26 protein-coding genes and 1 tRNA gene are annotated in these 21123 nt (G+C 66.2%); 6 read left to right on the top strand and 21 right to left on the bottom strand.

Annotated features, from left to right (window positions below):
• Positions 1-2: 2 nt before the first annotated feature.
• The 3 genes from V3B25_RS10260 to V3B25_RS10270 are packed head-to-tail and all read right to left on the bottom strand — an operon-like array spanning position 3 to position 1307.
• On the bottom strand, positions 3-611 hold the full coding sequence (locus V3B25_RS10260) for an ATP-dependent Clp protease proteolytic subunit (protein WP_032128666.1): 609 nt from the start codon (positions 609-611) through the stop codon (positions 3-5).
• Positions 612-648: 37 nt separating this feature from the next.
• Complete coding sequence (locus V3B25_RS10265) at positions 649-996, bottom strand: polyketide cyclase (RefSeq protein ID WP_329810625.1); 348 nt, start codon at positions 994-996, stop codon at positions 649-651.
• Positions 996-1307, bottom strand: coding sequence for a metalloregulator ArsR/SmtB family transcription factor (locus tag V3B25_RS10270; protein ID WP_032128664.1), 312 nt, complete (start codon positions 1305-1307; stop codon positions 996-998). Before V3B25_RS10270 ends, V3B25_RS10265 begins: the two co-directional genes overlap by 1 nt.
• Positions 1308-1393: 86 nt before the next feature.
• On the opposite strand from V3B25_RS10270, the gene V3B25_RS10275 reads away from it, so the two are divergent.
• Positions 1394-2086, top strand: coding sequence for an aspartate/glutamate racemase family protein (locus V3B25_RS10275; RefSeq protein WP_329810626.1), 693 nt, complete (start codon positions 1394-1396; stop codon positions 2084-2086).
• A gap of 24 nt (positions 2087-2110) precedes the next feature.
• Here V3B25_RS10275 and V3B25_RS10280 read toward each other — a convergent pair whose 3' ends face one another.
• Positions 2111-2506 carry a hypothetical protein gene (locus V3B25_RS10280; protein WP_012511691.1) on the bottom strand — a complete coding sequence of 132 codons (396 nt, stop codon included), beginning with the start codon at positions 2504-2506 and terminating at the stop codon, positions 2111-2113.
• Between the two features lie 240 nt (positions 2507-2746).
• Between V3B25_RS10280 and V3B25_RS10285 the strand changes: the two genes are divergently transcribed.
• Both V3B25_RS10285 and V3B25_RS10290 read left to right on the top strand, forming a co-directional pair.
• Positions 2747-3256, top strand: a complete 510-nt coding sequence (locus V3B25_RS10285; RefSeq protein ID WP_329810627.1) for a DUF3011 domain-containing protein — start codon at positions 2747-2749, stop codon at positions 3254-3256.
• A gap of 85 nt (positions 3257-3341) precedes the next feature.
• Complete coding sequence (locus tag V3B25_RS10290; RefSeq protein ID WP_032128661.1) at positions 3342-3779, top strand: GNAT family N-acetyltransferase; 438 nt, start codon at positions 3342-3344, stop codon at positions 3777-3779.
• On the opposite strand, the gene V3B25_RS10295 is transcribed toward V3B25_RS10290, so the two are convergent.
• From V3B25_RS10295 to thrS, 11 genes are all read right to left on the bottom strand, one after another.
• Entirely contained in the window at positions 3758-4099 is a 342-nt protein-coding gene (locus tag V3B25_RS10295; RefSeq protein ID WP_329810628.1) for a phosphotyrosine protein phosphatase, read from the bottom strand. The two genes, V3B25_RS10290 and V3B25_RS10295, sit on opposite strands and share 22 nt — an antisense overlap.
• Positions 4096-4296, bottom strand: a complete 201-nt coding sequence (locus V3B25_RS10300; protein ID WP_014037933.1) for a hypothetical protein — start codon at positions 4294-4296, stop codon at positions 4096-4098. The genes V3B25_RS10295 and V3B25_RS10300 overlap by 4 nt, the downstream gene beginning before the upstream one ends.
• 117 nt (positions 4297-4413) lie before the next feature.
• A tRNA-Pro gene (locus V3B25_RS10305) sits at positions 4414-4490 on the bottom strand.
• A 68-nt stretch (positions 4491-4558) separates the two neighbouring features.
• Positions 4559-4915, bottom strand: coding sequence for a MerR family transcriptional regulator (locus tag V3B25_RS10310; RefSeq protein WP_005410431.1), 357 nt, complete (start codon positions 4913-4915; stop codon positions 4559-4561).
• Positions 4896-5195 carry an integration host factor subunit alpha gene (locus V3B25_RS10315; RefSeq protein WP_005410432.1) on the bottom strand — a complete coding sequence of 100 codons (300 nt, stop codon included), beginning with the start codon at positions 5193-5195 and terminating at the stop codon, positions 4896-4898. The genes V3B25_RS10310 and V3B25_RS10315 overlap by 20 nt, the downstream gene beginning before the upstream one ends.
• A 27-nt stretch (positions 5196-5222) precedes the next feature.
• Positions 5223-7604 (bottom strand): phenylalanine--tRNA ligase subunit beta, encoded by a 2382-nt coding sequence (pheT, locus tag V3B25_RS10320; protein WP_329810629.1) that lies wholly within the window; start codon positions 7602-7604, stop codon positions 5223-5225.
• Positions 7605-7689: 85 nt separating this feature from the next.
• Positions 7690-8685: a phenylalanine--tRNA ligase subunit alpha gene (locus V3B25_RS10325; RefSeq protein WP_014037935.1), complete on the bottom strand. Its 996-nt coding sequence runs from the start codon at positions 8683-8685 to the stop codon at positions 7690-7692.
• 193 nt (positions 8686-8878) lie between these two features.
• Complete coding sequence (gene rplT, locus V3B25_RS10330; RefSeq protein WP_006380762.1) at positions 8879-9238, bottom strand: 50S ribosomal protein L20; 360 nt, start codon at positions 9236-9238, stop codon at positions 8879-8881.
• 11 nt (positions 9239-9249) lie between these two features.
• Positions 9250-9447 carry a 50S ribosomal protein L35 gene (gene rpmI, locus V3B25_RS10335; RefSeq protein WP_005410436.1) on the bottom strand — a complete coding sequence of 66 codons (198 nt, stop codon included), beginning with the start codon at positions 9445-9447 and terminating at the stop codon, positions 9250-9252.
• Between the two features lie 266 nt (positions 9448-9713).
• On the bottom strand, positions 9714-10241 hold the full coding sequence (gene infC, locus V3B25_RS10340; RefSeq protein ID WP_074725076.1) for a translation initiation factor IF-3: 528 nt from the start codon (positions 10239-10241) through the stop codon (positions 9714-9716).
• 63 nt (positions 10242-10304) lie between these two features.
• Complete coding sequence (gene thrS / locus V3B25_RS10345; protein ID WP_121504558.1) at positions 10305-12206, bottom strand: threonine--tRNA ligase; 1902 nt, start codon at positions 12204-12206, stop codon at positions 10305-10307.
• Positions 12207-12635: 429 nt separating this feature from the next.
• On the opposite strand from thrS, the gene V3B25_RS10350 reads away from it, so the two are divergent.
• From V3B25_RS10350 to V3B25_RS10360, 3 genes are read left to right on the top strand one after another with little or no spacing between them, the layout of a single operon-like run.
• On the top strand, positions 12636-12932 hold the full coding sequence (locus tag V3B25_RS10350) for a hypothetical protein (RefSeq protein WP_005410439.1): 297 nt from the start codon (positions 12636-12638) through the stop codon (positions 12930-12932).
• Positions 12932-13195, top strand: coding sequence for a hypothetical protein (locus tag V3B25_RS10355; RefSeq protein ID WP_049401219.1), 264 nt, complete (start codon positions 12932-12934; stop codon positions 13193-13195). Before V3B25_RS10350 ends, V3B25_RS10355 begins: the two co-directional genes overlap by 1 nt.
• A gap of 10 nt (positions 13196-13205) precedes the next feature.
• Positions 13206-14765, top strand: a complete 1560-nt coding sequence (locus tag V3B25_RS10360; RefSeq protein ID WP_149909456.1) for a PepSY-associated TM helix domain-containing protein — start codon at positions 13206-13208, stop codon at positions 14763-14765.
• Positions 14766-14894: 129 nt separating this feature from the next.
• On the opposite strand, the gene V3B25_RS10365 is transcribed toward V3B25_RS10360, so the two are convergent.
• The 6 genes from V3B25_RS10365 to rbfA form a co-directional block, all read right to left on the bottom strand.
• The gene (locus V3B25_RS10365) at positions 14895-15287 is read right to left on the bottom strand and encodes a VOC family protein (protein WP_049423851.1); all 393 of its coding nucleotides are present in this window, start codon (positions 15285-15287) and stop codon (positions 14895-14897) included.
• A gap of 90 nt (positions 15288-15377) precedes the next feature.
• On the bottom strand, positions 15378-16568 hold the full coding sequence (locus tag V3B25_RS10370; protein WP_329810631.1) for a glycoside hydrolase family 18 protein: 1191 nt from the start codon (positions 16566-16568) through the stop codon (positions 15378-15380).
• A 287-nt stretch (positions 16569-16855) separates the two neighbouring features.
• Positions 16856-18964 carry a polyribonucleotide nucleotidyltransferase gene (pnp, locus tag V3B25_RS10375; protein WP_125427128.1) on the bottom strand — a complete coding sequence of 703 codons (2109 nt, stop codon included), beginning with the start codon at positions 18962-18964 and terminating at the stop codon, positions 16856-16858.
• A gap of 151 nt (positions 18965-19115) precedes the next feature.
• Positions 19116-19376 (bottom strand): 30S ribosomal protein S15, encoded by a 261-nt coding sequence (gene rpsO / locus V3B25_RS10380; protein WP_005410445.1) that lies wholly within the window; start codon positions 19374-19376, stop codon positions 19116-19118.
• Between the two features lie 173 nt (positions 19377-19549).
• Positions 19550-20458 carry a tRNA pseudouridine(55) synthase TruB gene (gene truB / locus V3B25_RS10385; RefSeq protein WP_049423846.1) on the bottom strand — a complete coding sequence of 303 codons (909 nt, stop codon included), beginning with the start codon at positions 20456-20458 and terminating at the stop codon, positions 19550-19552.
• Positions 20459-20565: 107 nt separating this feature from the next.
• Complete coding sequence (gene rbfA / locus V3B25_RS10390; RefSeq protein WP_005410447.1) at positions 20566-20949, bottom strand: 30S ribosome-binding factor RbfA; 384 nt, start codon at positions 20947-20949, stop codon at positions 20566-20568.
• Positions 20950-21123: the final 174 nt, after the last annotated feature.

A 21123-nucleotide genomic window follows, 5' to 3' on the forward strand; every position in this document is an offset into this window, starting at 1 on the left:
GCTCAGGCCGCGAGCGCGTCGCGCCGTACCAGTACCTGGTCGATCAAGCCCCATTCGCATGCCTGCTCGGCACTCATGAAACGATCGCGGTCCAGGGTCTGCTCGACCTCCTCGACACTGCGTCCGCAATGCTGCGCATACAGCCGGGTGATGCGCTGCTTGGTGCGCTGCATTTCCTCGGCATGGATGAAGATGTCCGACGCCTGGCCCTGCACCCCGCCCAGCGGCTGATGCACATGCAGGCTGGCATTGGCCAACGCCGCACGGTGACCGGGCTCGCCGGCCATCAGCAGGAACGAACCCATCGACCGCGCGGTGCCCATGCACAGCGTATGCACCGGGGCCGAGATGTATTGCATGGTGTCGTACATCGCCAGGCCGCTGGAGATCACTCCACCCGGCGAGTTGATGTACAGATGGATCGGCTTCTCCGGGTTTTCCGATTCCAGGAACAGCAGCTGCGCGCAGACCAGCGCCGACACAGTGTCATCGACTTCACCGTTGAGAAAGATGATGCGCTCGCGCAGGAGCCGCGAGTAGATGTCATGGGAGCGCTCACCGCGCTCGCTGCGTTCCACCACCATTGGTATCAGCTGCATTCTGTCCCGCATGTGCCTGCTCCCTGTAGCGTTTGATCCAGGCGCCGGCTCAGGCCGCGCGCATCATGGTGCGATGATCGTCGTTGGCGGCCAACGGCAGCAGCGCGCGCAGGTCGGTGAGCCGATGCACGATGGTCAGCACCGTCCCCCCGCCGTCCGCGCGCAGCCGGAAACACACCAGGCTGTGCAGATGCGGGGGCTGCGCATCGCGCAGGTGGAACCCCAGTTCCCGCCCCTCCTCGCACAGGCAAGGCTGCGGATCGGCAAGATCGGCCGCCGGCAACCAGCGCTCACGAAGTGCCGGATCGAACAGTGCGCGCCAGACCCGTTCCGGTGGCGCTGGCAGCCACTGCTCCATCACCAACGCGGGAGTCGCTTCGTGCAGAACATCGTCCATCAGTCCATCTCCTTCAGCAGATCCTGCAAGGCATCCATCCGCGCGGGCCAGTAGGCCCGGTAGCGCTGCAGCCAGTTGCCGATGTGCGCCAGCCCGCGCGGATCGACCTGGTAGTGGACAAAGCGGCCTTGGCGCTGTTCGCTCACCAGCCCGGCATCGCGCAGCACCGCCAGGTGCTGGGACATCGCAGACTGGCTGATCGCCATACCCTCGCGCAGCGCGCTGGCATGCTGCCCGCCCTCGGCCAGCTTTTCGAAGATGTGGCGGCGGGTGGGGTCGGCCAGCGCTTTGAAGAGGGCGTTCTCGATCATGACCAACACATTAGCAATCACTAATGTGTAGTGCAACTCCCGCATCGGCTGTGCTGCAATGACGGCTCCCCGGCATGGAGCTGTGCATGAAGACCCTTGGCTTGATCGGCGGCATGAGCTGGGAAAGCTCGGCGCAGTATTACCGGCTCATCAACGAGGACGTGCGGCAGCGCCTCGGTGGCGCACATTCGGCGCAGCTGCTGCTGTGGTCGGTGGATTTCGCCGGCATCAAGCAGCTGCAGCATGACGGCGACTGGAATGCGCTGGGCGACCATATGGCCGACGCTGCACGGCGCCTGCAGGCCGGTGGCGCCGATCTGCTGTTGATCTGCACCAACACCATGCACAAGCTGGCCGACCGCATCGAGGCGGTCTGCCCACTGCCGCTGCTGCATATCGCCGATCCCACCGCCCAGGCCATCGTGCAGGCAGGCGCACGCAAGGTGGGCCTGCTCGGTACCGCCTTCACCATGGAACAGGACTTCTACCGCGGCCGGCTGCAGGATCGCTTCGGATTGGAGGTGCTGGTTCCCGAAGCCGATGATCGTCGCAGCGTGCACGACATCATCTACCAGGAACTGATCGCCGGTGTGGTCAGCGAGCACTCACGACAGGTCTACGCCGGCGTGATCGCGAGACTGGTGGCGCGCGGTGCCGAAGCCATCATCCTGGGCTGTACCGAGATCATGCTGCTGGTACGACCGGAAGACAGCGCAGTGCCGCTGTTCGATACCACTGCACTGCACGCATGGGCTGCGGTGGACGCGGCGCTGGCGTGAATCGATGCGCGCCGGAGCGCGGAATCAGTCCGCGCCCTGCACTTCCAGCGCGGTGATGAGCCACTCGACCACCGCCTGTGAATCGCACAGGAAGAAGATGGCATCGCCGGAGCGCGCCTCGGTAAGCAGGCGATAGACCGTGATCGCCACCGCCGACTGGTTGGCGATGAACACTTCCGGGCTGCGCGGCCCCTCGCTGTGGCCGGCAACCGCGTGCAGCGCCTTGCGTGCGGCCACGGTGGCAGCCGGGTCCGCGCTGCGGGTCAGTTCCGGCCCGCGCAGGCCCCAGGCAATGAACACATGCTTGCCCTTGAACGTGGTGTCCAGGACCCGCACCTCGGCGCCACCTGCGTCGGCCGAGCGATGAATGACGGTACTGCTGATCAACGCAACCCCCTGTGGTCGTCGTGGTCCGCGCATCCTCCTCCACGCGCCGGCCGCATGCCAGTGACAACAGCCACAGGCTGTGCCGACCGGCGTGGGAGACATGTAAGAGGGTGTAAACCGATGCGATCGGATGTGCAGCGATGATACGGGATGTAAGCCTCTGCATGGGCCCGCGCGTACTACTAAACCGCCACTGAGCCATCTTCGGAACGAAGCGTTCCGGCAGCCCCGGACTGGGCCATTCTTGCCGCCCCATCCCCACCGAGCCTGCACATGTCCCATCGCCTGCTGCTGACGATCACCGGCACCTCCCTTGCCCTGCTGCTGGCCGCCACCACCGTGGCCGCACAGGACTACGACACCGATCACATTCCGGCGCTGCGCTGCGAATCGCAGTTCAACAAGACCGCGCAATGCCCGATCGAGGGCCCGATGCTCCTGGCCAGGCAACTGTCGGTCACCCGCTGCGTGGAGAACCAGAACTGGGGCCAGAGCCGCCGCACGTTGTGGGTGACCGACGGCTGCCGCGCCGAGTTCGTCGCCGACGGCTATGGGCGCGGACGCTGGCCGGGCCGCGGCAGGGACCGTGACGATGATGGCGAGCGCCTGGTCTGCGAGTCCTACGAAAAGAAGGACAAGGAATGCCGCATCCGTGTGCGCCACGAGGTGCGCCTGGTCAAGCAGAAGTCGGTGACGGCCTGCATCGAGGACCAGAACTGGGGCTGGGACCGCCGCGGCGTGTGGGTCAGCGACGGCTGCCGGGCCGAGTTCCGCGTGTATTGACTGCCGAGCACGCGCTGGCTGCGGCGGGTGCGACTGCACCTGTGGCATAGCCGATAGACTGGCCCCTCCTGTCAGGAGCCCGACCATGCCCGCTGCGACTGCGCTGCGCCTCCGCGACGCGACGCCCGCCGATGCCTCCGCGCTGATCGCACTCGACAGCGTGGCGGCAAGCGACCCTCGACGGGCGGAACAGATTGGCGAGTGGTTGGCGCGGGGCAACGTGCATGTTGCCGAGCAGGAGCGCGAGATCGTTGGCTACATGACCCTCCATGAGCACTTCTTCGGCGAAGGCTTCGTCGAAATGCTGATGGTCGCGCGCGAGCGGCGCAGCCAGGGCGTCGGCGCCGCACTGCTGCGGCACGCGATCGCACAGCGTGGACAGCGCAAGCTGTTCACCTCGACCAATGCCTCCAACATCGCCATGCAGCGCCTGCTCGTTGCATCGGGCTTCATCGACAGCGGCATCGTGCATGGACTGGATGACGGCGACCCGGAGCTGATCTACCGCTTTGCCGGCAGCTGATCGAGATACGCGGTCACCTTGATGTCCAGCAGATCCATCAGCACGGGATCCATGCAGCGATAGTCGTCCGGGATATCCAGGCAATGCAGGCGCTTGTGTTCCAGCAGGCGCGAGTATGCGGCCTGCAGGCGATGCTGATGCTTGGCCTCCATCACGAAGATGACATCGGCCCAGCGGATGTCCGCCGGGCCGATGGGGCGTCGTGCATGCGGGCTGGTGCCGGCCGACAGCGCAGTGAAGCCGGGCCGCCGTCGCCACATGGCTTCGGCGGTTGGGCTGCGCAGCTGGTTGCGGCTGCAGACGAACAGCAGGTTGATCATTCCTGTTCCTGCAATTGGCGGGCGCTGAGCACCGGATAGGTGAAGCCCAGCTGGCGTGCGCGCGCGAGCTTGGCATCGCGCGTGTACAGCAGCTTCCAGTTCTTCTCGGGCTTGTAGCTGTAGGCGGTCGTGGCGCGGTCGCCACCACGGTTGCGTGCCTGGCTGCGACGCCAGGCACGGTTTCTTGCAGATTCCATGATGTGTTCTCGTGAGTACCGGGTTCAGCAGCCGCGGTAGTACGAGTGGCGCGCAGCATACACCGCACGCACAAAAAAGCCCACGCATCGCTGCGCAGGCTTCTTGATTCATCACAGTGGTCGGGACGGCCGGATTCGAACCGACGACCCTCTGCCCCCCAGGCAGATGCGCTACCAGGCTGCGCTACGCCCCGACTGATGCTGCGATGTACCCGCCAGTGCGGCGGGCCGTGAAGTATAGCGGATTACGATGGAAATGGGATCAGCGGCGCAACAACTGCAGCACTTCTTCCAGCTCCATGCGCACCTGCTTGATGATCTGGTTGCTCAGCGCCGATTCCTCGCGGGCATCGGGGCCATCCAGACGCAGGCGTGCACCACCGATGGTGTAGCCCTGTTCGTACAGCAGGCTGCGGATCTGCCGCACCATCAGCACGTCGTGGCGCTGGTAGTAGCGGCGGTTGCCTCGGCGCTTGGCCGGCTCAAGGCTGGGAAACTCGGTTTCCCAGTAGCGCAGGACGTGCGGCTTGACGTCGCACAGCTCGCTGACCTCACCGATGGTGAAGTAGCGCTTGGCCGGGATCGGCGGTAGTTCGCGGTTACTGCCCGGATCCAGCATAAGCTTCCACCCTCTCCTTGAGCTTCTGGCCCGGACGGAAGGTGACCACCGTACGGGCGGAAATCGGAATTTCCTCGCCGGTCTTGGGGTTGCGACCCGGGCGCTGGTTCTTGCGCCGCAGATCGAAATTACCGAAGCCCGACAGCTTCACCTGACGTCCCTGTTCCAATGCTTCACGCAGCACATCGAAAAACGCGTCGACGAATTCCTTGGCTTCCCGCTTGTTCAGACCGACTTCGTCGAACAGCTTTTCCGCCATCTCCGCCTTGGTCAATGCCATTGCCTGCTACCCCCGAGTGCTGCCCGCTCAGCCGCGGATCCGGGCGTGATGTTCACGCTCGATGGCAGTGACCGCCTCGGCCACCACCGCATCCACGTCGCGGTCCGTCAGAGTGCGCGACTTGTCCTGCAAAATCAAGCCCATAGCGAGACTCTTGAATCCCGGCTCGACGCCCTGGCCGACGTAGCGGTCGAACAGGTTCAGGTCGCGCAGCAGCGGGCCAGCAGCCTGGCGGACGGTGGCCGCGAGATCGGCCCAGGCCACCTGTTCAGGCACCAGGAATGCCAGGTCGCGGCGCACTGCCGGGAAGCGCGACAGCTCGCCGGCACGCGGCAGGCGGCGGGCGGTCAGCGGCCCCAGGTCCAGTTCGAAGGCATAGACGTCGGCTTCGATGTCCATTGCCTTGGCCAGACGCGGGTGGATCTGACCGATCCAGCCGATCGCCACGCCATCGCGGAACACCTCGGCCGAACGGGCCGGGTGGCCGTAGGGGCGGGCCGACGGGCGGAACTCCAGTACCGCACCACTGGCAGCGGCCAGCGATTCCAGATCGCCCTTCAGGTCATGGAAATCGACCTTGCGGGCCGGCAGGCCCCACTGCAGTGCCTGTGCGTCACCACAGACCGCAGCGGCCACGCGCGGGGTTTCCAGCGGCGCCGGCCGGCCGTCGCCGGCCTGCTGGGCGAACACGCGGCCCAACTCGAACAGGCGCACGCGGCCGATCTGGCGGGCGGCGTTGCGGCCCAACGTGGCGACCAGGCCTGGCAGCAGCGACGGGCGCATCACCGCCAGTTCGGCCGACAGCGGGTTGGCCAGCGGTACCAGGCCGTCGCGCAGCTGCCACTGGCTCAGCAGCGCATCGTCGACGAAAGCGAAATTGACGGTTTCCTGCTGATCACGGGCGACCAGCTGGCGACGCACGCTCAGCGCGTCCAGCTGGGTCTCGCTCGGCATCGCCACGCGCGAGGCGCCGCCCGGCAGCGTGGTCGGGATCTGCTCGTAACCGTGGATGCGCGCCAGCTCTTCGATCAGGTCTTCTTCGATGGCGATGTCGAAGCGCCGGCTCGGCGCCGTGACCTGCCAGCCGTCGGCGGTGGCAACCACGTCCATGCCCAGCGCGCGCAGGATGCGCTCCACTTCCGCATCGTCGATGCTGATGCCGAGCACGCGGGTGATGCGGGCGCGGCGCAGCACGATGGTTGCCGGCTGCGGCAGATCGGCCTCACGCACGGCCTCGGTGACCGGCGCCGGGGTGCCGCCGGCCAGGTCCAGCACCAGGCGGGTGGCGTACTCGATGGCGGTACGCGGCAGTGCCGGGTCGACACCGCGCTCGAAGCGGTGGCCGGCATCGGTGTGCAGGCCCAGCTTGCGGCCACGGCCCATGATCGCGGCCGGCGCGAAGTGCGCGGCTTCCAGGAACACGGCGGTGGTCGCGTCGGTGACGCGGGTGTCGAAGCCGCCCATCAGGCCGGCCAGGCCGACCGCACGATCGGCGTCGGTGACCACCAGGAAGCTGTCGTCCAGCGTGGCATCGCGGCCGTCCAGCAGCTTCAGGCTTTCACCTGTGCGCGAGCGGCGCACGGCGATGCTGCCCTGCAGGGTGCCCAGGTCGTACGCGTGCATCGGCTGGCCGAGCTCGAGCATCACGTACTGGGTGATGTCGACCAGCAGCGAGACCGGGCGCACGCCACTGCGGCGCAGGCGCTCGGCCATCCACAGCGGGGTCTCGGCGGCGGCGTTGACACCTTCGATGACGCGGCCCAGGTAACGCGGTGCTTCGGCGCCGGCGTCGAGCTGGATGGCCAGCTCACGGCTGCCGATGGCGGGAATCGTCTCGGCGGTGAAATCCAGCACGTCGCTGCGGGTGGCCGCGGCGACGTCGTAGGCGATACCGCGCAGGCTGAAGCAGTCGGCGCGGTTCGGGGTCAGCTTGATCTCGATGCTGGCGTCCGGCAGGCCCAAGTACTCGACCAGAGCCTGGCCGACCGGTGCGTCATCCGGCAGTTCCAGCAGGCCGGAGGCATCGTTGTCCAGGCCCAGCTCCCTGGCCGAGCACAGCATGCCGTTGGACTCGACACCGCGCAGCTTGGCCGGCTTGATCTTCAGCTCGCCAATCTGCGCGCCGACCATCGCCAGCGGCGCAACCAGGCCTGGACGTGCGTTCGGTGCGCCGCACACGATCTGCAGCAGCTCGCCCTGCCCGGCATCTACCTTGCACACCTGCAGGCGGTCGGCTTCCGGATGGCGTACGGCGTCGACGATGCGCGCCACGACCACGTGTTCGAGGCCTTCGCCCAGCGCGGTCACTTCTTCCACTTCCAGGCCGATGGCGGTCAGCACTGCACTCAGTTCATCGCGCGAAGCGCGGGTCGGGACGTGGCTGCGCAGCCAGTTTTCGGAGAATTTCATGGTGTCACCCTGGTGGGCCCGGCGCATGCGCCTGGGCCTGCGAATTTAGAAGCAGTCGAGCAAGCTCGACTCTACGGACCGGCGCTTACGCGAACTGCTTGAGGAAGCGCACGTCGTTCTCGAAGAACGCGCGCAGATCGTTGACGCCGTAACGCAGCATCGCGAAGCGCTCCACGCCCATGCCGAAGGCGAAGCCGGTGTAGCGCTCCGGATCGATGCCGACGTTTCGCAGCACGTTCGGATGGACCATGCCGCAGCCGAGCACTTCCAGCCAGCGGGTGCTGCCATCGGGCTGCTGCCAGGCGATGTCCACTTCCGCACCCGGTTCAACGAACGGGAAGTAGCTCGGGCGGAAGCGCATCTCGAAATCGCGCTCGAAGAAGGCGCGCACGAACTCGGCCAGCGTGCCCTTCAGGTCGGCGAAGGTCGAATGCTCGTCCACCAGCAGGCCTTCCACCTGGTGGAACATCGGCGAATGGGTCTGGTCGCTGTCGCTGCGGTACACCTTGCCGGCGGCGATCATGCGCAGCGGCGGCGCGTGGTCGCCCATGTAGCGCACCTGCACACCGGAGGTATGCGTGCGCAGCAGGCGACCGTCGCCGAAGTAGAAGGTGTCGTGCATCGCGCGCGCCGGATGGTGCGGCGGGAAGTTCAGCGCCTCGAAGTTGTGCCAGTCGTCCTCGATCTCCGGCCCTTCCGACAGCTCATAGCCCAGCCGGCCGAAGATGCCGGTGATGCGCTCCAGGGTGCGGGTGATCGGATGCAGGCCGGCGCGGTCGCCATTGCGGCCCGGCAGGGTGATGTCGATGGTTTCGGCGGCCAGGCGTGCATCCAGTGCCGCGTCTTCCAGCAGCGCCTTGCGCTCGCCCAGCGCGCGGGTCAGCGCGTCGCGGGCCTGGTTGATCGCTTCACCGGCGGCCTTGCGCTCGTCGGCCGGCAGGGCGCCGAGCTGCTTGAGCTGCGAGGTGATGCTGCCACTCTTGCCAAGCAGGGCCACACGCAGCTGTTCCAGCACGTCGGGGCTCTGTGCGGCGGCCACATCGGCCAGCGCCTGGGTGGTGAGGGATTGGATGTCGCTCATGGGGGGCCGGAACTCCAGTCGATCTGCCATCGCGATGCGCGAAGGGCCGACCCCTGTCGCCACCGCCGTCCCCGCGCTGCCGTCATGGCCTCGCCGGGACCCAAAAAAGAATGGGGAAGGACTTGCGCCCTTCCCCATGCATTGCCTTGACCTGACACCGTTCCGAGTGAACGGTTACGGCATCGGGAAGGACTTATGCCGCCAGCGCGCCCTTGGCCTTTTCGGCCAGCGCGGTAAAGCCGGCTGCGTCGTGCACGGCGATGTCAGCCAGGACCTTGCGATCCAGGGTGATGCCGGCCTTCAGCAGACCGTTCATGAAGCGGCTGTAGCTCAGGCCGTTGATGCGGGCAGCCGCATTGATACGGGTGATCCACAGCGAACGGAAGTTGCGCTTCTTCTGCTTACGGCCGATGTAGGCGTACTGCTGTGCCTTGATGACCGCCTGCTTGGCGACGCGGAAGACCTTGCGACGGGCGTTGTAATAGCCCTTGGCGAGATCCAGAATCTTCTTGTGGCGGCGACGCGCCTGTACGCCACGCTTAACTCGTGCCATTTTTCAGTTCCTCAGAGGTAAGGGAGCATGCGGTCCAGACGGCCTGCGTCTTCTGCACGGACATGGCCCGTCTGACGCAGATTACGCTTACGCTTGGTCGCTTTCTTCGTGAGGATGTGGCTACGGTTGGCGTGGCCGCACTTGTACTTGCCCGAGGCGGTCTTGCGGAAACGCTTGGCCGCTGCCCGGTTGGTCTTGATCTTGGGCATTGCAATGTCCTTGATGGGATATGACCCTGGTTTCTGACTGATCTGGCGGCGGCCTGGGCCGCTCTTTCCGTCCTGCCATGATCGGCGTACGACCCGTCCTGGGTGGGTCGAGCCGGGCATGATACAGGCAAAACCGCCCTGCCACCAGCCCCTGCAACCCTTTCGCCGGCAATTCACCGGCTTCCTGCAAAAGCAAAGGGACGCCCATGGCGTCCCTCTACCCTGAACCATTCAGCCAGGCGCCCCGGAAGGCGGCCCGTCAGGCCTCAGGTCTTCTTCTTCGGCGCGATCATCATGACCATCTGACGCCCTTCCAGGCGCGGACGGGATTCAATGACGATGTCCTCGCCCAGATCGGTCTCGATCCGGTTGGCCATTTCGCGGCCCAGTTCCTGGTGGCTCATTTCACGGCCACGGAAACGGATGTTGACCTTGATCTTGTCACCATCTTCGAGGAACCCGCGCATCTTGCGCAGCTTGATCTGGTAGTCGCCCTCGTCCGTGACCGGACGGAACTTCACTTCCTTGATCTCGACCTGCTTGGTCTTCTTCTTGGCCTCGCTGGCCTTCTTCTGCGCTTCGAACTTGAACTTGCCGAAGTCCATGATCTTGCAGACCGGCGGATCGGCCTGCGGCTGGATTTCGACCAGGTCCAGGCCTTCATCTTCGGCCATGGACAGCGCTTCGTCGCGCGACAACACGCCGATCATTTCTCCGTCACTGCCGATCACGCGGACGCGCGGCACACGGATTTCCTGATTCTTGCGGTTCTGTTTGTTGTCAGGGGTGCTGATATTACGTTCTCCCAAGGGTATCGAACCGGTCCGGGTGCCTGTGCCCCCGGACCGGACCTTTGCTTACGCGCCCTCGGCCTGGAGCCGCTCGATGAAGGCCTGCAGGCTCATGCTGCCCAGGTCTTCGCCAGAACGCGTACGCACCGCCACAGCCCCATTTTCCTTCTCGCGGTCACCAATGACCAGCAGGTAGGGCACGCGCTGCAACGTATGCTCGCGGATTTTATAGCCGATCTTCTCGTTACGCAAATCCGAGCTGACGCGGAAGCCTTGCTCCGCAAGGGTTTTGGTCACGCCCGAGACGTACTCGGCCTGAGCGTCGGTGATGTTGGCCACCACCACCTGGGTCGGCGCCAGCCAGGTCGGGAACTGGCCGGCATGGTGCTCGATCAGGATGCCCAGGAAGCGCTCCATCGAGCCCACGATGGCGCGATGCAGCATGACCGGGTGCTTCTTCTGGCTGTTCTCGTCCACGTACTCGGCGCCCAGACGGCCCGGCATCATGAAGTCGACCTGCATGGTGCCCAGCTGCCAGGTACGGCCGATCGCGTCCTTCAGGTGGTACTCGATCTTCGGGCCGTAGAAGGCGCCCTCGCCCGGCAGCTCCTGCCACTCCACCCCATTGCTGGACAGTGCCGAGCGCAGCGCGCCCTCGGCCTTGTCCCAGGTAGCGTCATCGCCCAGGCGCGATTCCGGACGCAGCGCGATCTTGACCTGGATCTCATCGAAGCCGAAGTGCTGGTAGACCGCCAGCGCCTGCTGGTGGAACGCGGTCACTTCCGCCTCGACCTGGTTTTCCGTGCAGAACACGTGGCCGTCGTCCTGGGTGAAACCACGCACGCGCAGGATGCCGTGCAGCGCGCCGGACGGCTCGTTGCGGTGGCAGGCACCGAACTCACCATAGCGGATCGGCAGGTCGCGGTAGCTGTGCAGGCCCTGGTTGAACACCTGCACGTGGCCCGGGCAGTTCATCGGCTTGAGCGCGTAGGTGCGCTTCTCCGATTCGGTGAAGAACATCGCGTCCTGGTAGTTGTCCCAGTGGCCGGATTTCTGCCACAGGCTCACGTCCAGGATCTGCGGGCAGCGCACTTCGCCGTAGCCGGTCTTGCGGTACACCTTGCGCATGTACTGCTCGACCACCTGCCACAGTGCCCAGCCCTTCGGGTGCCAGAACACCAGGCCCGGCGCTTCTTCCTGCAGGTGGAACAGGTCCTGCTGCTTGCCGATGCGGCGGTGGTCGCGCATCTCGGCTTCTTCGATGCGCTTGATGTACGCCTCGAGCTGCTTCTTGTCGGCCCAGGCGGTGCCGTAGATGCGCTGCAGCTGCTCGTTCTGCGCGTCACCGCGCCAGTAGGCACCGGAGATGCGGGTCAGCTTGAAGGCCTTCAGGAAGCGCGTGTTCGGCACGTGCGGGCCGCGGCACATGTCCACGTATTCCTGGTGGTAATACATGCCCATCGCCTGGATGTCGTCGGACATGTCCTCGATCAGGCGCAGCTTGTAGTCCTCGCCACGGGTCTTGAAGATCTCGATCACTTCGGCGCGCGGCGTCACCTTCTTGATGACGTCGTAGTCCTGGGCGATCAGTTCACCCATGCGCTTCTCGATCGCGGCCATGTCGTCCGGGGTGAACGGGCGCTCGGAGTAGATGTCGTAGTAGAAGCCCTCGGCGATCACCGGGCCGATCACCATCTTCACGTCCGGGTACAGCTGCTTGACGGCGTGGCCGACCAGGTGGGCGCAGGAGTGGCGGATGATCTCCACGCCCTCCTCGTCCTTGGCGGTGATAATGCGCAGGCTGGCATCGTGGTCGATGACGTCGCTGGCATCGACCAGCACGCCATCCACGGCACCGGCGATGGTGGCCTTGGCCAGGCCGGCGCCGATCGACTGGGCGACCTCCATGACGCTGACGGGATTTTCGAATTCGCGGCGGCTGCCGTCGGGAAGAGTAATGTTGATCATCGCAGTGGCTTCGTGCGGGGCCCGCTGGGCGGGCTGGAAAGCGTTCCCGGGGCGGCGCCCGGGCAATAAAAAAGCGCCGCGAGGGCGCCTGGAACACAGGGCCTTCGGGGGCAGGTCAACAGTGGGCGGTGGTAGTGCTCATGTCGCACGCTCGGCCGGCGCTGGGCGCGGGCCACCTTGTTCCAGTCAGGGTTCTGCGATGATCTTAAACCAGCCCGGCGGAAAGCCCAAGGGCTACCGTACGGTCCGCTGAATGGGCCTCGCTGGCGGGGGGAAATTGCAATGATTACCATGTCGCCGCAGGTCGCCCCGTGCCAGCCTGCCCGCTTCCCCCCAGGACCCCGTGATGCGCCACCCGCTCCGACCGGCTCCCGCCGGCCCCGCCCGTGTCCCGCGTTCGCCGGCCCGCCGCCGCGCCGGCTGCCCGCGATGATCACCGTCGGCCTTTCCACGCTCGGCTTCTGCAGCCTGGGCATGCTGGCGGCGATGTTCTCGGCGCTGGCCTTCTATGCCGCCTCGCCACACTGCCGCTGGCCGCGCCTGCGCCGTGCCGGCCGCCTTGGCCGCCAGATCGGCCTGGTCGCCGCTGCCGCCGCGCTGTGGCTGTGGATGGCCGAGCTCGGTTTTGCCGCCGGCCTGGTGGCGATGCTGTGCACCTGGATGCTGGCGGCGATGCTGCTGCCGGCACTGGCCGCCTGGCATCGCCCCGGCACGGAGTCGCCGTGATGTGGCCGCGCGCCTTCGCCGGCATCGTGGCCGGCTTCCTCCTGGCCGCCGCCGTCACCGGCCTGCTGGCGTGGCTGCCGCCCGGCCCGTGGCAACGGGCGCTGGTGCCGACCCTCATCGCCTTCATCCCGCTGTGGATGCTGGCCGCCCTGTGGGCGTTCAGTTTCCGCAGCGCGCTGCGCGCCTGGCTGGTGCTGGCCGGCAGCGCCGCCGCCGGCTTCGCCGTGCTCGGGCTGCTGCGCCTGACCGGCGCGGTGCAATGAGACCTTTCCCATGAAGTTCAGTTCGCAGACGCTGCGCACGTTCACCACCCTGCACACCTGGGTCGGCCTGGTTGCCGGCTTCGGCCTGTTCGTGGCCTTCTACGCGGGTGCGCTGACCCTGTTCCACCACGACCTGCCGCTGTGGCAGACGCCCGGTGCAGCCACCGCACTCCCCGCCGGCCTGGACGACGCGCAGTACCTGCTGGAAGACGTGCTTGCCGCGCATCCGGAAGCGCGCCGCCACGTCGGCATGACCTTCCCCGGCACCGAACACCCGCAGCCACTGGCCTACTGGCAGGCCGATGACGGCAGCTGGCGCTACGCCTGGCCGGGACAGATCGCCGGCAGCACCACGCCGCCACAGACCGGGCTGGCCGAACTGGTCAACGAGCTGCATTACAGCCTCGGACTGCCGGTGGCCGGCATCTACGTGATGGGCATCGTCAGCCTGCTGTATGGCATGGCCCTGCTCAGCGGCCTGGTGATCCACCTGCCGAAGCTGTTCGGTGATCTGTTCGCGCTGCGTCCGGGCCGCAACCTGAAGCAGCTGTGGCAGGACGCGCACAACGTGATCGGCGTGCTCAGCCTGCCCTTCCATCTGATGTTCGCGGTGACCGGTGCCCTGCTCTGCCTGGTGTTCGTGCAGATGGCCCTGCTCAACCCGTTGATCTACGACGGCAAGGCCCTGCAGGCGGTGCCGACCGCAATGGACACCGCGCCCGTGCGCGACGCAAGCGGCATCCCGGCACCGCCGGGCAGCCTGCGCCTGCTGCATGCACGCGCGCTTGAAGTGGCCCGCGCACAGGGCGTGGCCAATTTCGAACCGGCCTACCTGAAGCTGGCCAACGCCGGCGATGCCAACGCCACCATCGAGATCACCGGCGAATCCACCGGAACGCTCGGCCCGCTCGGCGCGGTGGCACTGGACGTGGCCACCGGCAACGTCCTGGCCTCGCAGCTGCCCGGCCAGCGCGACGCCAACCACGCCACGCTCAGCGCGGCCTATGCCCTGCACTTCGGCGAGTTCGGCAACGGCGTGGTGGTCTGGCTGTACTTCCTGCTCGGCCTTGGCGGTGCCTTCCTGTTCTACTCCGGCAACCTGTTGTGGATCGAATCGCGGCGCAAGCGTCGCCAGCCGCAGCAACCGCGTGCCGGCGTGAACATGGCACGGGCCACGGTCGGCGTCTGCATCGGGCTGTGCGTTGCGATTTCGGTGGCGTTCGTCACCGCACTGGTGCTGGAGCGGCTGGCACCGTCCGCGGTCGATCACGGCATCCGCTGGGCCTGCTTCGGCAGCTGGGCGGCCTGTGCGCTGTGGGCCGCGCTGCGACGCCCGGCGCAGGCGGCACGCGAACTGCTGTGGGCGGCGGCGATCAGTACCGCACTGGTGCCGATCCTGCATGGCGCGCTCAATGGTGACTGGCTGTGGCGTGCTGCCGCGCGTGGCCACTGGCCGCTGTTCTGGGTCGATGCCATCGCGCTGGCCATGGCCTTCGGCTTCGCCCGCCTGGCTGTGGCCAGCCAACGCCGCGCCCGCAACGGCGATCCCAACAGCGTCTGGGCAAACTGAGCCTTCGCCGGGCATGGCCCGGCGCTACCGACCGTTACGCGCAACGCTCCCTGTAGCGTCGAGCTTGCTCGACAGCTGTTGATTTCGCGCCAAGCACCGTCGAGCAAGCTCGACGCTACCCAAGCAGGATCATGCCTCGCCGGGGTAACGACTCACTTCGATCAGGTTGCCATCCGGGTCGCGGAAGTACACCGATTCGATCGGCCCCAGCGCGCCAGTACGTGCCACCGGCCCCTCCTCCACTGCAACGGACTGCGCCTGCAGGTGGGCCAGCACATCGGTCGTCGCCGTGCGCGTGACCAGGCACAGATCGGCGCTGCCCGGCATGGGCCGCAGCGCATGCGGTTGCAGCGGGGCGCTGGCCGGATGCAGGTTGATCTTCTGCTGGCCGAACTGCAGTGCGGTGCGGCCCGCGCCGAAGTGCACGACCTGCATGCCGAGCACGCGCTGGTAGAAATCACAGCTGCGGTCGATGTCGGCGACGGTGAGGACCAGGTGGTCCAGGCGTTCGAGATGGATCATGCCCGCAGCGTAACGCTGCGGGCATGGACATGCTGTGCGGAGTCGGGCCGATGGCGTTGCGGCGTGGCGCCGGACATCGCCTGATGCAGCTCAATCGCCGATGCGTGCCTTCTGCCAAGGGCCCAGCATGGCGTTGAGCAGGCTGGCCTGTTCGTCGTCGCCGGTCAGCTCCCACATGAAGACGCCGGCCAGGCCCTGCTCGCGGGCGAACTGCGCACGCAGGCCGATCGAGCGCGGGTCTTCATAGCTGATGAAAACCTTCTGCTCGGCGTTGTACAGCCACGGGCTCTGCGCCTGTGGTTGCCAGTGCTTCGTCCAGCCCGGCTGGTCGAGATAGCGCGCCTTGATCACGCGCCAGTCGCCGGCATCGGCCGGTGCACTGTAGGACTGGTACAGCCCATCCGGCGCATCGCCGGTGACCTTGAAGCCGCGCCCGTAGAACGGCACACCCAGCACCAGCTTGTGGGCTGGCACCCCGCGCTCGCGGTAGTACTGCACCGCGCCGGCAACGTTGTTCCAGCGCCGCAGTTCCGGCGCCAGCGGATCGGTCGGCACTTCATGCAGGGGCGCATTGAACGTCGACACCACCGAGAAGCCGGTGCCCATGTCGTAGCTCATCAGGTTGATGAAATCGAACACCTTGGCCAGCGCCGGCAGGTCATAGCTTGCGGCTGGATCGTAGGGGCCATCGGTCTGCAGGCGACCGGCGGCCAGTGCGGCGGTCAACAGCATCGGCTGCCCCGCCTTGCGGCCATGCGCATCAAGGGCCACGCGGAACGCCTGCGCGAGCCGGGTCAGATTGGCGCGGTCCTGCGGACGGTGTGCGAGCTCCTTCGGCCCGCCACTGACCGGGAACTCCCAGTCGATGTCCACGCCATCGAAACTGCCAGCATGACGATCGAAGAACAGCGCCATGCATGAGTCGACCAGGCGCTTGCGGCTGGCCTCGGTCAGCGCTGCATCGGAGAATCCACCTGCGCCCCAGCCACCGATCGAAATCAACGTGCGCAGATGCGGGTGCGCCTTCTTCAGCTCGGCCAGCGCCGCGAAATTCTTCGGCGCTTCCGCACCGATCGTGCAGCGCCCGTCCTCGATGGTGGAGAACGCGTAGAACAGGTGGGTGAGGCGCTCGGCCGGAATGCTCGACACCGGGTAGCGCTCGGCCGAACCACCGGGGTAGTAGGCACCGAAGATCGGCGGCTGCGCGGGTGCCGCATGCACGGCCATGGGCAAAGCACCGGCAATCAGCACGGCAAGGGCAGCCACAGTCTGGCGGAACATGGGATCTCCCGGTTCGAAGGCGCCGCCACGTTAGCAAACGGATGGGGCTGTGGGACGGTTGTCGCGGCATGTCGTCCAGTGGACAGGTGCGATCCGCGCAACCGCGACAGAACGATGGCTGCATAGCGCCTCTCGTGCACTGCGGCAGGACATGCAACGACCTGGGTGCGCGGTTCTTGATACCAGCGAGGCAAAGAAAAAGCGGGCCGAAGCCCGCTTTTTCAATTCAGCGATTCCAGAAGCGTGTCAACCAAGGTTGACACCTACCGTAATCGACCGGAGGTCGATTACTCGGCGCTGGCGGCTTCGCCTTCTTCCACGGCCTTCATCGACAGGCGGATACGGCCCTGCTTGTCGACTTCCAGCACCTTGACCTTGACCACATCGCCTTCCTTCAGCACGTCGCCGACCTTCTCGACGCGATCGCTGGAGATCTGCGACACGTGGACCAGACCGTCCTTGCCCGGCAGGATCGTGACGAACGCACCGAAGTCCATGATCTTGGCGACCTTGCCTTCGTAGATGCGGCCCGGCTCGACGTCCGAGGTGATCTGCTCGATGCGGGCCTTGGCGGCCTGGGCAGCGATGGCGTTGACCGAAGCGATGACGATGGTGCCGTCGTCCTGGATGTCGATCTGGGTGCCGGTTTCCTTGGTGATGGCCTGGATGGTCGAGCCACCCTTGCCGATCACTTCGCGGATCTTGTCCGGGTGGATCTTGATGGTCAGCAGGCGCGGCGCGTAGTCCGACAGCTCTTCACGCGGAGCGGTCAGGCCGTGGGCCATTTCGCCCAGGATGTGCAGACGGCCAGCCTTGGCCTGCTGCAGGGCCTGCTTCATGATCTCTTCGGTGATGCCTTCGATCTTGATGTCCATCTGCAGGGCGGAGATGCCCTCAGCGGTACCGGCCACCTTGAAGTCCATGTCGCCCAGGTGATCTTCGTCACCCAGGATGTCGGACAGGACGACGAAGCGCTCGCCTTCCTTGACCAGACCCATGGCGATACCGGCAACCGGCGCCTTCACCGGCACGCCGGCGTCCATCAGGGCCAGCGACGAACCGCAGACCGAGGCCATCGACGAGGAACCGTTCGACTCGGTGATTTCCGAGACGACGCGGATGGTGTACGGGAAGGCTTCCAGCGACGGCATGACAGCCAGCACGCCGCGCTTGGCCAGGCGACCGTGGCCGATTTCGCGGCGCTTCGGGCCCATCATGCGGCCGCACTCACCCACCGAGAACGGAGGGAAGTTGTAGTGGAACAGGAAGTTTTCCTTGTACTCACCGGCAACGGCGTCGATGACCTGGCCGTCACGGGCGGTGCCCAGGGTGATGGTCACGATGGCCTGGGTTTCGCCGCGGGTGAACAGCGAGGAACCGTGGGTACGCGGCAGCACGCCGGTCTTCACGGCGATCGGGCGGACGGTGTCCAGCGCACGGCCGTCGATACGGACCTTGGTGTCCAGCACCGAGTCACGCATGGTGCGGTATTCCAGCTCGCCGAATTCCTTCGACAGCTCGGCCGGGTTCCAGCCTTCAGCGGCCACGCGGCCAGCCAGGGTTTCGACCACGTCCTTCTTGATCGCCGAGATGGCGTCACGGCGCTGCAGCTTGTCACGCACCTGGAAGGCTTCGCCCAGGCGCGGGCCGATGGCTTCCTTCAGGGCGGAGATCAGCGCGTCGTTCTTGGCCGGAGCTTCCCAGGTCGACGGCTTGGTGCCGGCTTCGACGGTCAGCTCGTTGATCGCGTTGATGACCTTCTGCATTTCGCGGTGACCGAAGGTCACGGCGCCCAGCATCACTTCTTCGGACAGCAGCGCGGCTTCGGATTCGACCATCAGCACAGCGTTGGAGGTACCGGCGACGACCAGTTCCAGCTGCGAGTCAGCCAGTTCGCTGACGGTCGGGTTCAGGATGTACTCGCCGTTCTTGTAACCGACCTTGGCAGCGCCGATCGGACCCATGAACGGGGTGCCGGCCAGGGCCAGGGCAGCCGAGGCGCCGATCAGGGCCGGGATGTCGCCGTCCACGTCCGGGTTCAACGACATGACCGTGGCGATGATCTGCACTTCGTTCTTGTAGTCTTCCGGGAACAGCGGACGGATCGGACGGTCGATCAGACGCGAGATCAGGGTTTCCTTCTCGGTCGCACGGCCCTCACGCTTGAAGAAACCACCCGGGATACGGCCGCCGGCGTAGAACTTTTCCTGATAATCGACGGTCAGCGGGAAGAAGTCCTGGCCTTCGCGCGCGCTCTTGGCGGCGACGGCGGTGACCAGCAGTACGGTGTCGTCCATCTTGACGATGACGGCACCGCTGGCCTGACGGGCGACTTCGCCGGTCTCGAGCGTGACGGTGTGCTTGCCGTACTGGAAGGTTTTGGTGATTTTTGCCACGGAGGGTGTCCTTGGGGATGCTGTCTGCGAATTTGGACCGTCGGCGACCCTTGCCGCCAGCGGGTGGCCGGATCGTTCCGGCCTGAATCGGGGATTGCGGTGCTACAAAACAAAACCGCGGCGCATCGCTGCGCCGCGGGGGATTCGTTGCTTAGCGACGCAGGCCAAGCTTCTCGATCAGGGCCTTGTAACGCTCGACGTCCTTCTTCTTCAGGTAGTCGAGCAGGCTGCGACGGCGGTTGACCATCTGCAGCAGGCCGCGGCGGCTGTGGTGGTCCTTCTTGTGGGTCTTGAAGTGGCCGGTCAGCAGTTCGATGCGGGCGGTCAGCAGTGCAACCTGGACTTCCGGGGAGCCGGTGTCAGCCGAGCTGCGCTTGTTGTCTTCAATGACCTTCTGGGTGTCGATCGACATTTCTTTTTTCTCTGTGATGCGTGGCCGGCAGGAACGCGCTTCGCGCACCGCCAGGCTCGCCGTGGACTACGAGGATGAAACCTGCGCGAGGCAGGCTGCCGGAAAACGGCCGCGAAATTGTAACGGTCGGGGGCTTCCGGGACAAGGACCGGGGCTGAACCGCCCGGCCCAGGTCAGAGGTTGAAACGACGCTGCGGGGCCAGCAGGCCACTGTCATCGACCTGGCCCAGGCCCTGGACAGCATCGTCCGGGCCAAACACGGCCACCAGGCCATGCGGCCAGGACAGGTCCCGCTGGCGCTGGCCGACGCAGAAGCGGTGGGCCTGGTCGGCATCGAGGTCGACCCGCGGGTATTCAGCCAGGCCGGCCGCCAGCGGCAGCAGCAGCGCGTCCATCCCGGCCTCGTCACCGGCCTCGACCATCGCCCGCAGCTGGTCCAGGGTGACCATCGCCGGTTCATGGAACGGCTCGACCCAGAGCCGGCGCAACGCACTGATGTGGGCACCGCAGCCCAGTGCCTCGCCCAGGTCGCGGGCCAGGCTGCGGATGTAGGTGCCGGAGCCGCAGGTCACGCGCAGCCGCAACCGCTCGGGCTGCTGCTCCATCACCTCGATGGCGTGCACCTGCACCTCGCGCTCCGGCGCTTCGATGACGTCACCGCGGCGGGCCTTCACATACAGCGGCTCCCCACCCTGCTTCAGTGCCGAATAGATCGGAGCACGCTGGCGGATGCTGCCGGTCAGCGGCGCCAGCGCCGCCTGCAGGGCCTCGGCACTGATCGAAGGCACCGGGCGCTGCAACAGCACCTGGCCTTCGGAATCGTCAGTGTCGGTGGTCTGGCCCAGCATGATCTCGGCGTCGTAGGCCTTGGCCGAGCCGAGCAGCAGACCGGCAATCTTGGTCGCCTCGCCGAAGCACAGCGGCAACAGGCCGGTGGCCAGCGGATCGAGGCTGCCGGTATGGCCACCCTTTTCGGCACGGAACAGGCGACGGGCCACCTGCAGGGCGGCGTTGGAGCTCATGCCGGTCGACTTGTCGAGCAGCAGGATGCCATCCAGGCGGCGGAACTGAATTCGGGTCATGACAGGAGTTTGTAGAGTCGAGCCATGCTCGACTGCTGCAGCGCGGTCTGCATCAGACATCGCGCAGCCGGAATGCAACAACGCCGGGCATGCCCGGCGTCGCGCGGTTATTCTTCGTCGCTCTCGCGACGCTTCTCGGCGGCCAGCGTATCGGGCAGGTCGCGCAGGATGTTGTCGATGTGTTCACCACGGTCGACCGAGTCGTCGTAGTGGAAATGCAGCTCCGGCACGTGGCGCAGCTTCATCGCACGGGCCAGGTCCATGCGCAGGCGATAGCCCAGCTCCTTCAGGCCGGCCACGGCTTCAGCCGAACGTTCCGGCATCAGCGCAGTGACGAATACCTTGGCATGGGCCATGTCGCGGGTGATTTCCACGTCGGACACGCTCACCGAGGGCAACCCGTGCTCGCGCACGGCGTTGTGCACCAGGGTGCCGAGTTCACGGCGCAGCTGGGCGGAGACACGGTCGGTTCGATGGAAAGTCTTGGGCACGAGGAGCTCTTGGTTCAGTTGTCGCCCGACCAACGGTCGGGCGCTACCTTTGATTCGATTGTCGCCCGACCAACGGTCGGGCGCTACAGGTCCATGGTGGGGGCCCCCCGGGGGGGGGGGCCCCCTGGAGCACGTAGAGGTGGGGGGGGCCGAGCTAGGGGGGCCGCCCAGCCC

This window comes from Stenotrophomonas sp. SMYL8 (assembly GCF_036320065.1).
Taxonomy (GTDB): Bacteria; Pseudomonadota; Gammaproteobacteria; order Xanthomonadales; family Xanthomonadaceae; genus Stenotrophomonas; species Stenotrophomonas maltophilia_A.

Bases quoted from the DNA above. Each gene is read 5' to 3' on its own strand.
- V3B25_RS10350 (WP_005410439.1), top strand. From the start codon at position 12,636: ATGATCACCGTCGGCCTTTCCACGCTCGGCTTCTGCAGCCTGGGCATG.
- rpsO (WP_005410445.1), bottom strand. From the start codon at position 19,376: ATGTCGATCGACACCCAGAAGGTCATTGAAGACAACAAGCGCAGCTCG.
- rplT (WP_006380762.1), bottom strand. From the start codon at position 9,238: ATGGCACGAGTTAAGCGTGGCGTACAGGCGCGTCGCCGCCACAAGAAG.
- V3B25_RS10260 (WP_032128666.1), bottom strand. From the start codon at position 611: ATGCGGGACAGAATGCAGCTGATACCAATGGTGGTGGAACGCAGCGAG.
- V3B25_RS10280 (WP_012511691.1), bottom strand. From the start codon at position 2,506: ATGCGCGGACCACGACGACCACAGGGGGTTGCGTTGATCAGCAGTACC.
- V3B25_RS10265 (WP_329810625.1), bottom strand. From the start codon at position 996: ATGGACGATGTTCTGCACGAAGCGACTCCCGCGTTGGTGATGGAGCAG.
- V3B25_RS10300 (WP_014037933.1), bottom strand. From the start codon at position 4,296: ATGGAATCTGCAAGAAACCGTGCCTGGCGTCGCAGCCAGGCACGCAAC.
- V3B25_RS10310 (WP_005410431.1), bottom strand. From the start codon at position 4,915: ATGCTGGATCCGGGCAGTAACCGCGAACTACCGCCGATCCCGGCCAAG.
- truB (WP_049423846.1), bottom strand. From the start codon at position 20,458: ATGACCCGAATTCAGTTCCGCCGCCTGGATGGCATCCTGCTGCTCGAC.
- V3B25_RS10325 (WP_014037935.1), bottom strand. From the start codon at position 8,685: ATGAGCGACATCCAATCCCTCACCACCCAGGCGCTGGCCGATGTGGCC.
- V3B25_RS10275 (WP_329810626.1), top strand. From the start codon at position 1,394: ATGAAGACCCTTGGCTTGATCGGCGGCATGAGCTGGGAAAGCTCGGCG.
- V3B25_RS10285 (WP_329810627.1), top strand. From the start codon at position 2,747: ATGTCCCATCGCCTGCTGCTGACGATCACCGGCACCTCCCTTGCCCTG.
- V3B25_RS10370 (WP_329810631.1), bottom strand. From the start codon at position 16,568: ATGTTCCGCCAGACTGTGGCTGCCCTTGCCGTGCTGATTGCCGGTGCT.
- V3B25_RS10295 (WP_329810628.1), bottom strand. From the start codon at position 4,099: ATGATCAACCTGCTGTTCGTCTGCAGCCGCAACCAGCTGCGCAGCCCA.
- V3B25_RS10355 (WP_049401219.1), top strand. From the start codon at position 12,932: ATGTGGCCGCGCGCCTTCGCCGGCATCGTGGCCGGCTTCCTCCTGGCC.
- V3B25_RS10360 (WP_149909456.1), top strand. From the start codon at position 13,206: ATGAAGTTCAGTTCGCAGACGCTGCGCACGTTCACCACCCTGCACACC.
- V3B25_RS10270 (WP_032128664.1), bottom strand. From the start codon at position 1,307: ATGATCGAGAACGCCCTCTTCAAAGCGCTGGCCGACCCCACCCGCCGC.
- V3B25_RS10290 (WP_032128661.1), top strand. From the start codon at position 3,342: ATGCCCGCTGCGACTGCGCTGCGCCTCCGCGACGCGACGCCCGCCGAT.
- pheT (WP_329810629.1), bottom strand. From the start codon at position 7,604: ATGAAATTCTCCGAAAACTGGCTGCGCAGCCACGTCCCGACCCGCGCT.
- thrS (WP_121504558.1), bottom strand. From the start codon at position 12,206: ATGATCAACATTACTCTTCCCGACGGCAGCCGCCGCGAATTCGAAAAT.
- V3B25_RS10365 (WP_049423851.1), bottom strand. From the start codon at position 15,287: ATGATCCATCTCGAACGCCTGGACCACCTGGTCCTCACCGTCGCCGAC.
- V3B25_RS10315 (WP_005410432.1), bottom strand. From the start codon at position 5,195: ATGGCATTGACCAAGGCGGAGATGGCGGAAAAGCTGTTCGACGAAGTC.
- rpmI (WP_005410436.1), bottom strand. From the start codon at position 9,447: ATGCCCAAGATCAAGACCAACCGGGCAGCGGCCAAGCGTTTCCGCAAG.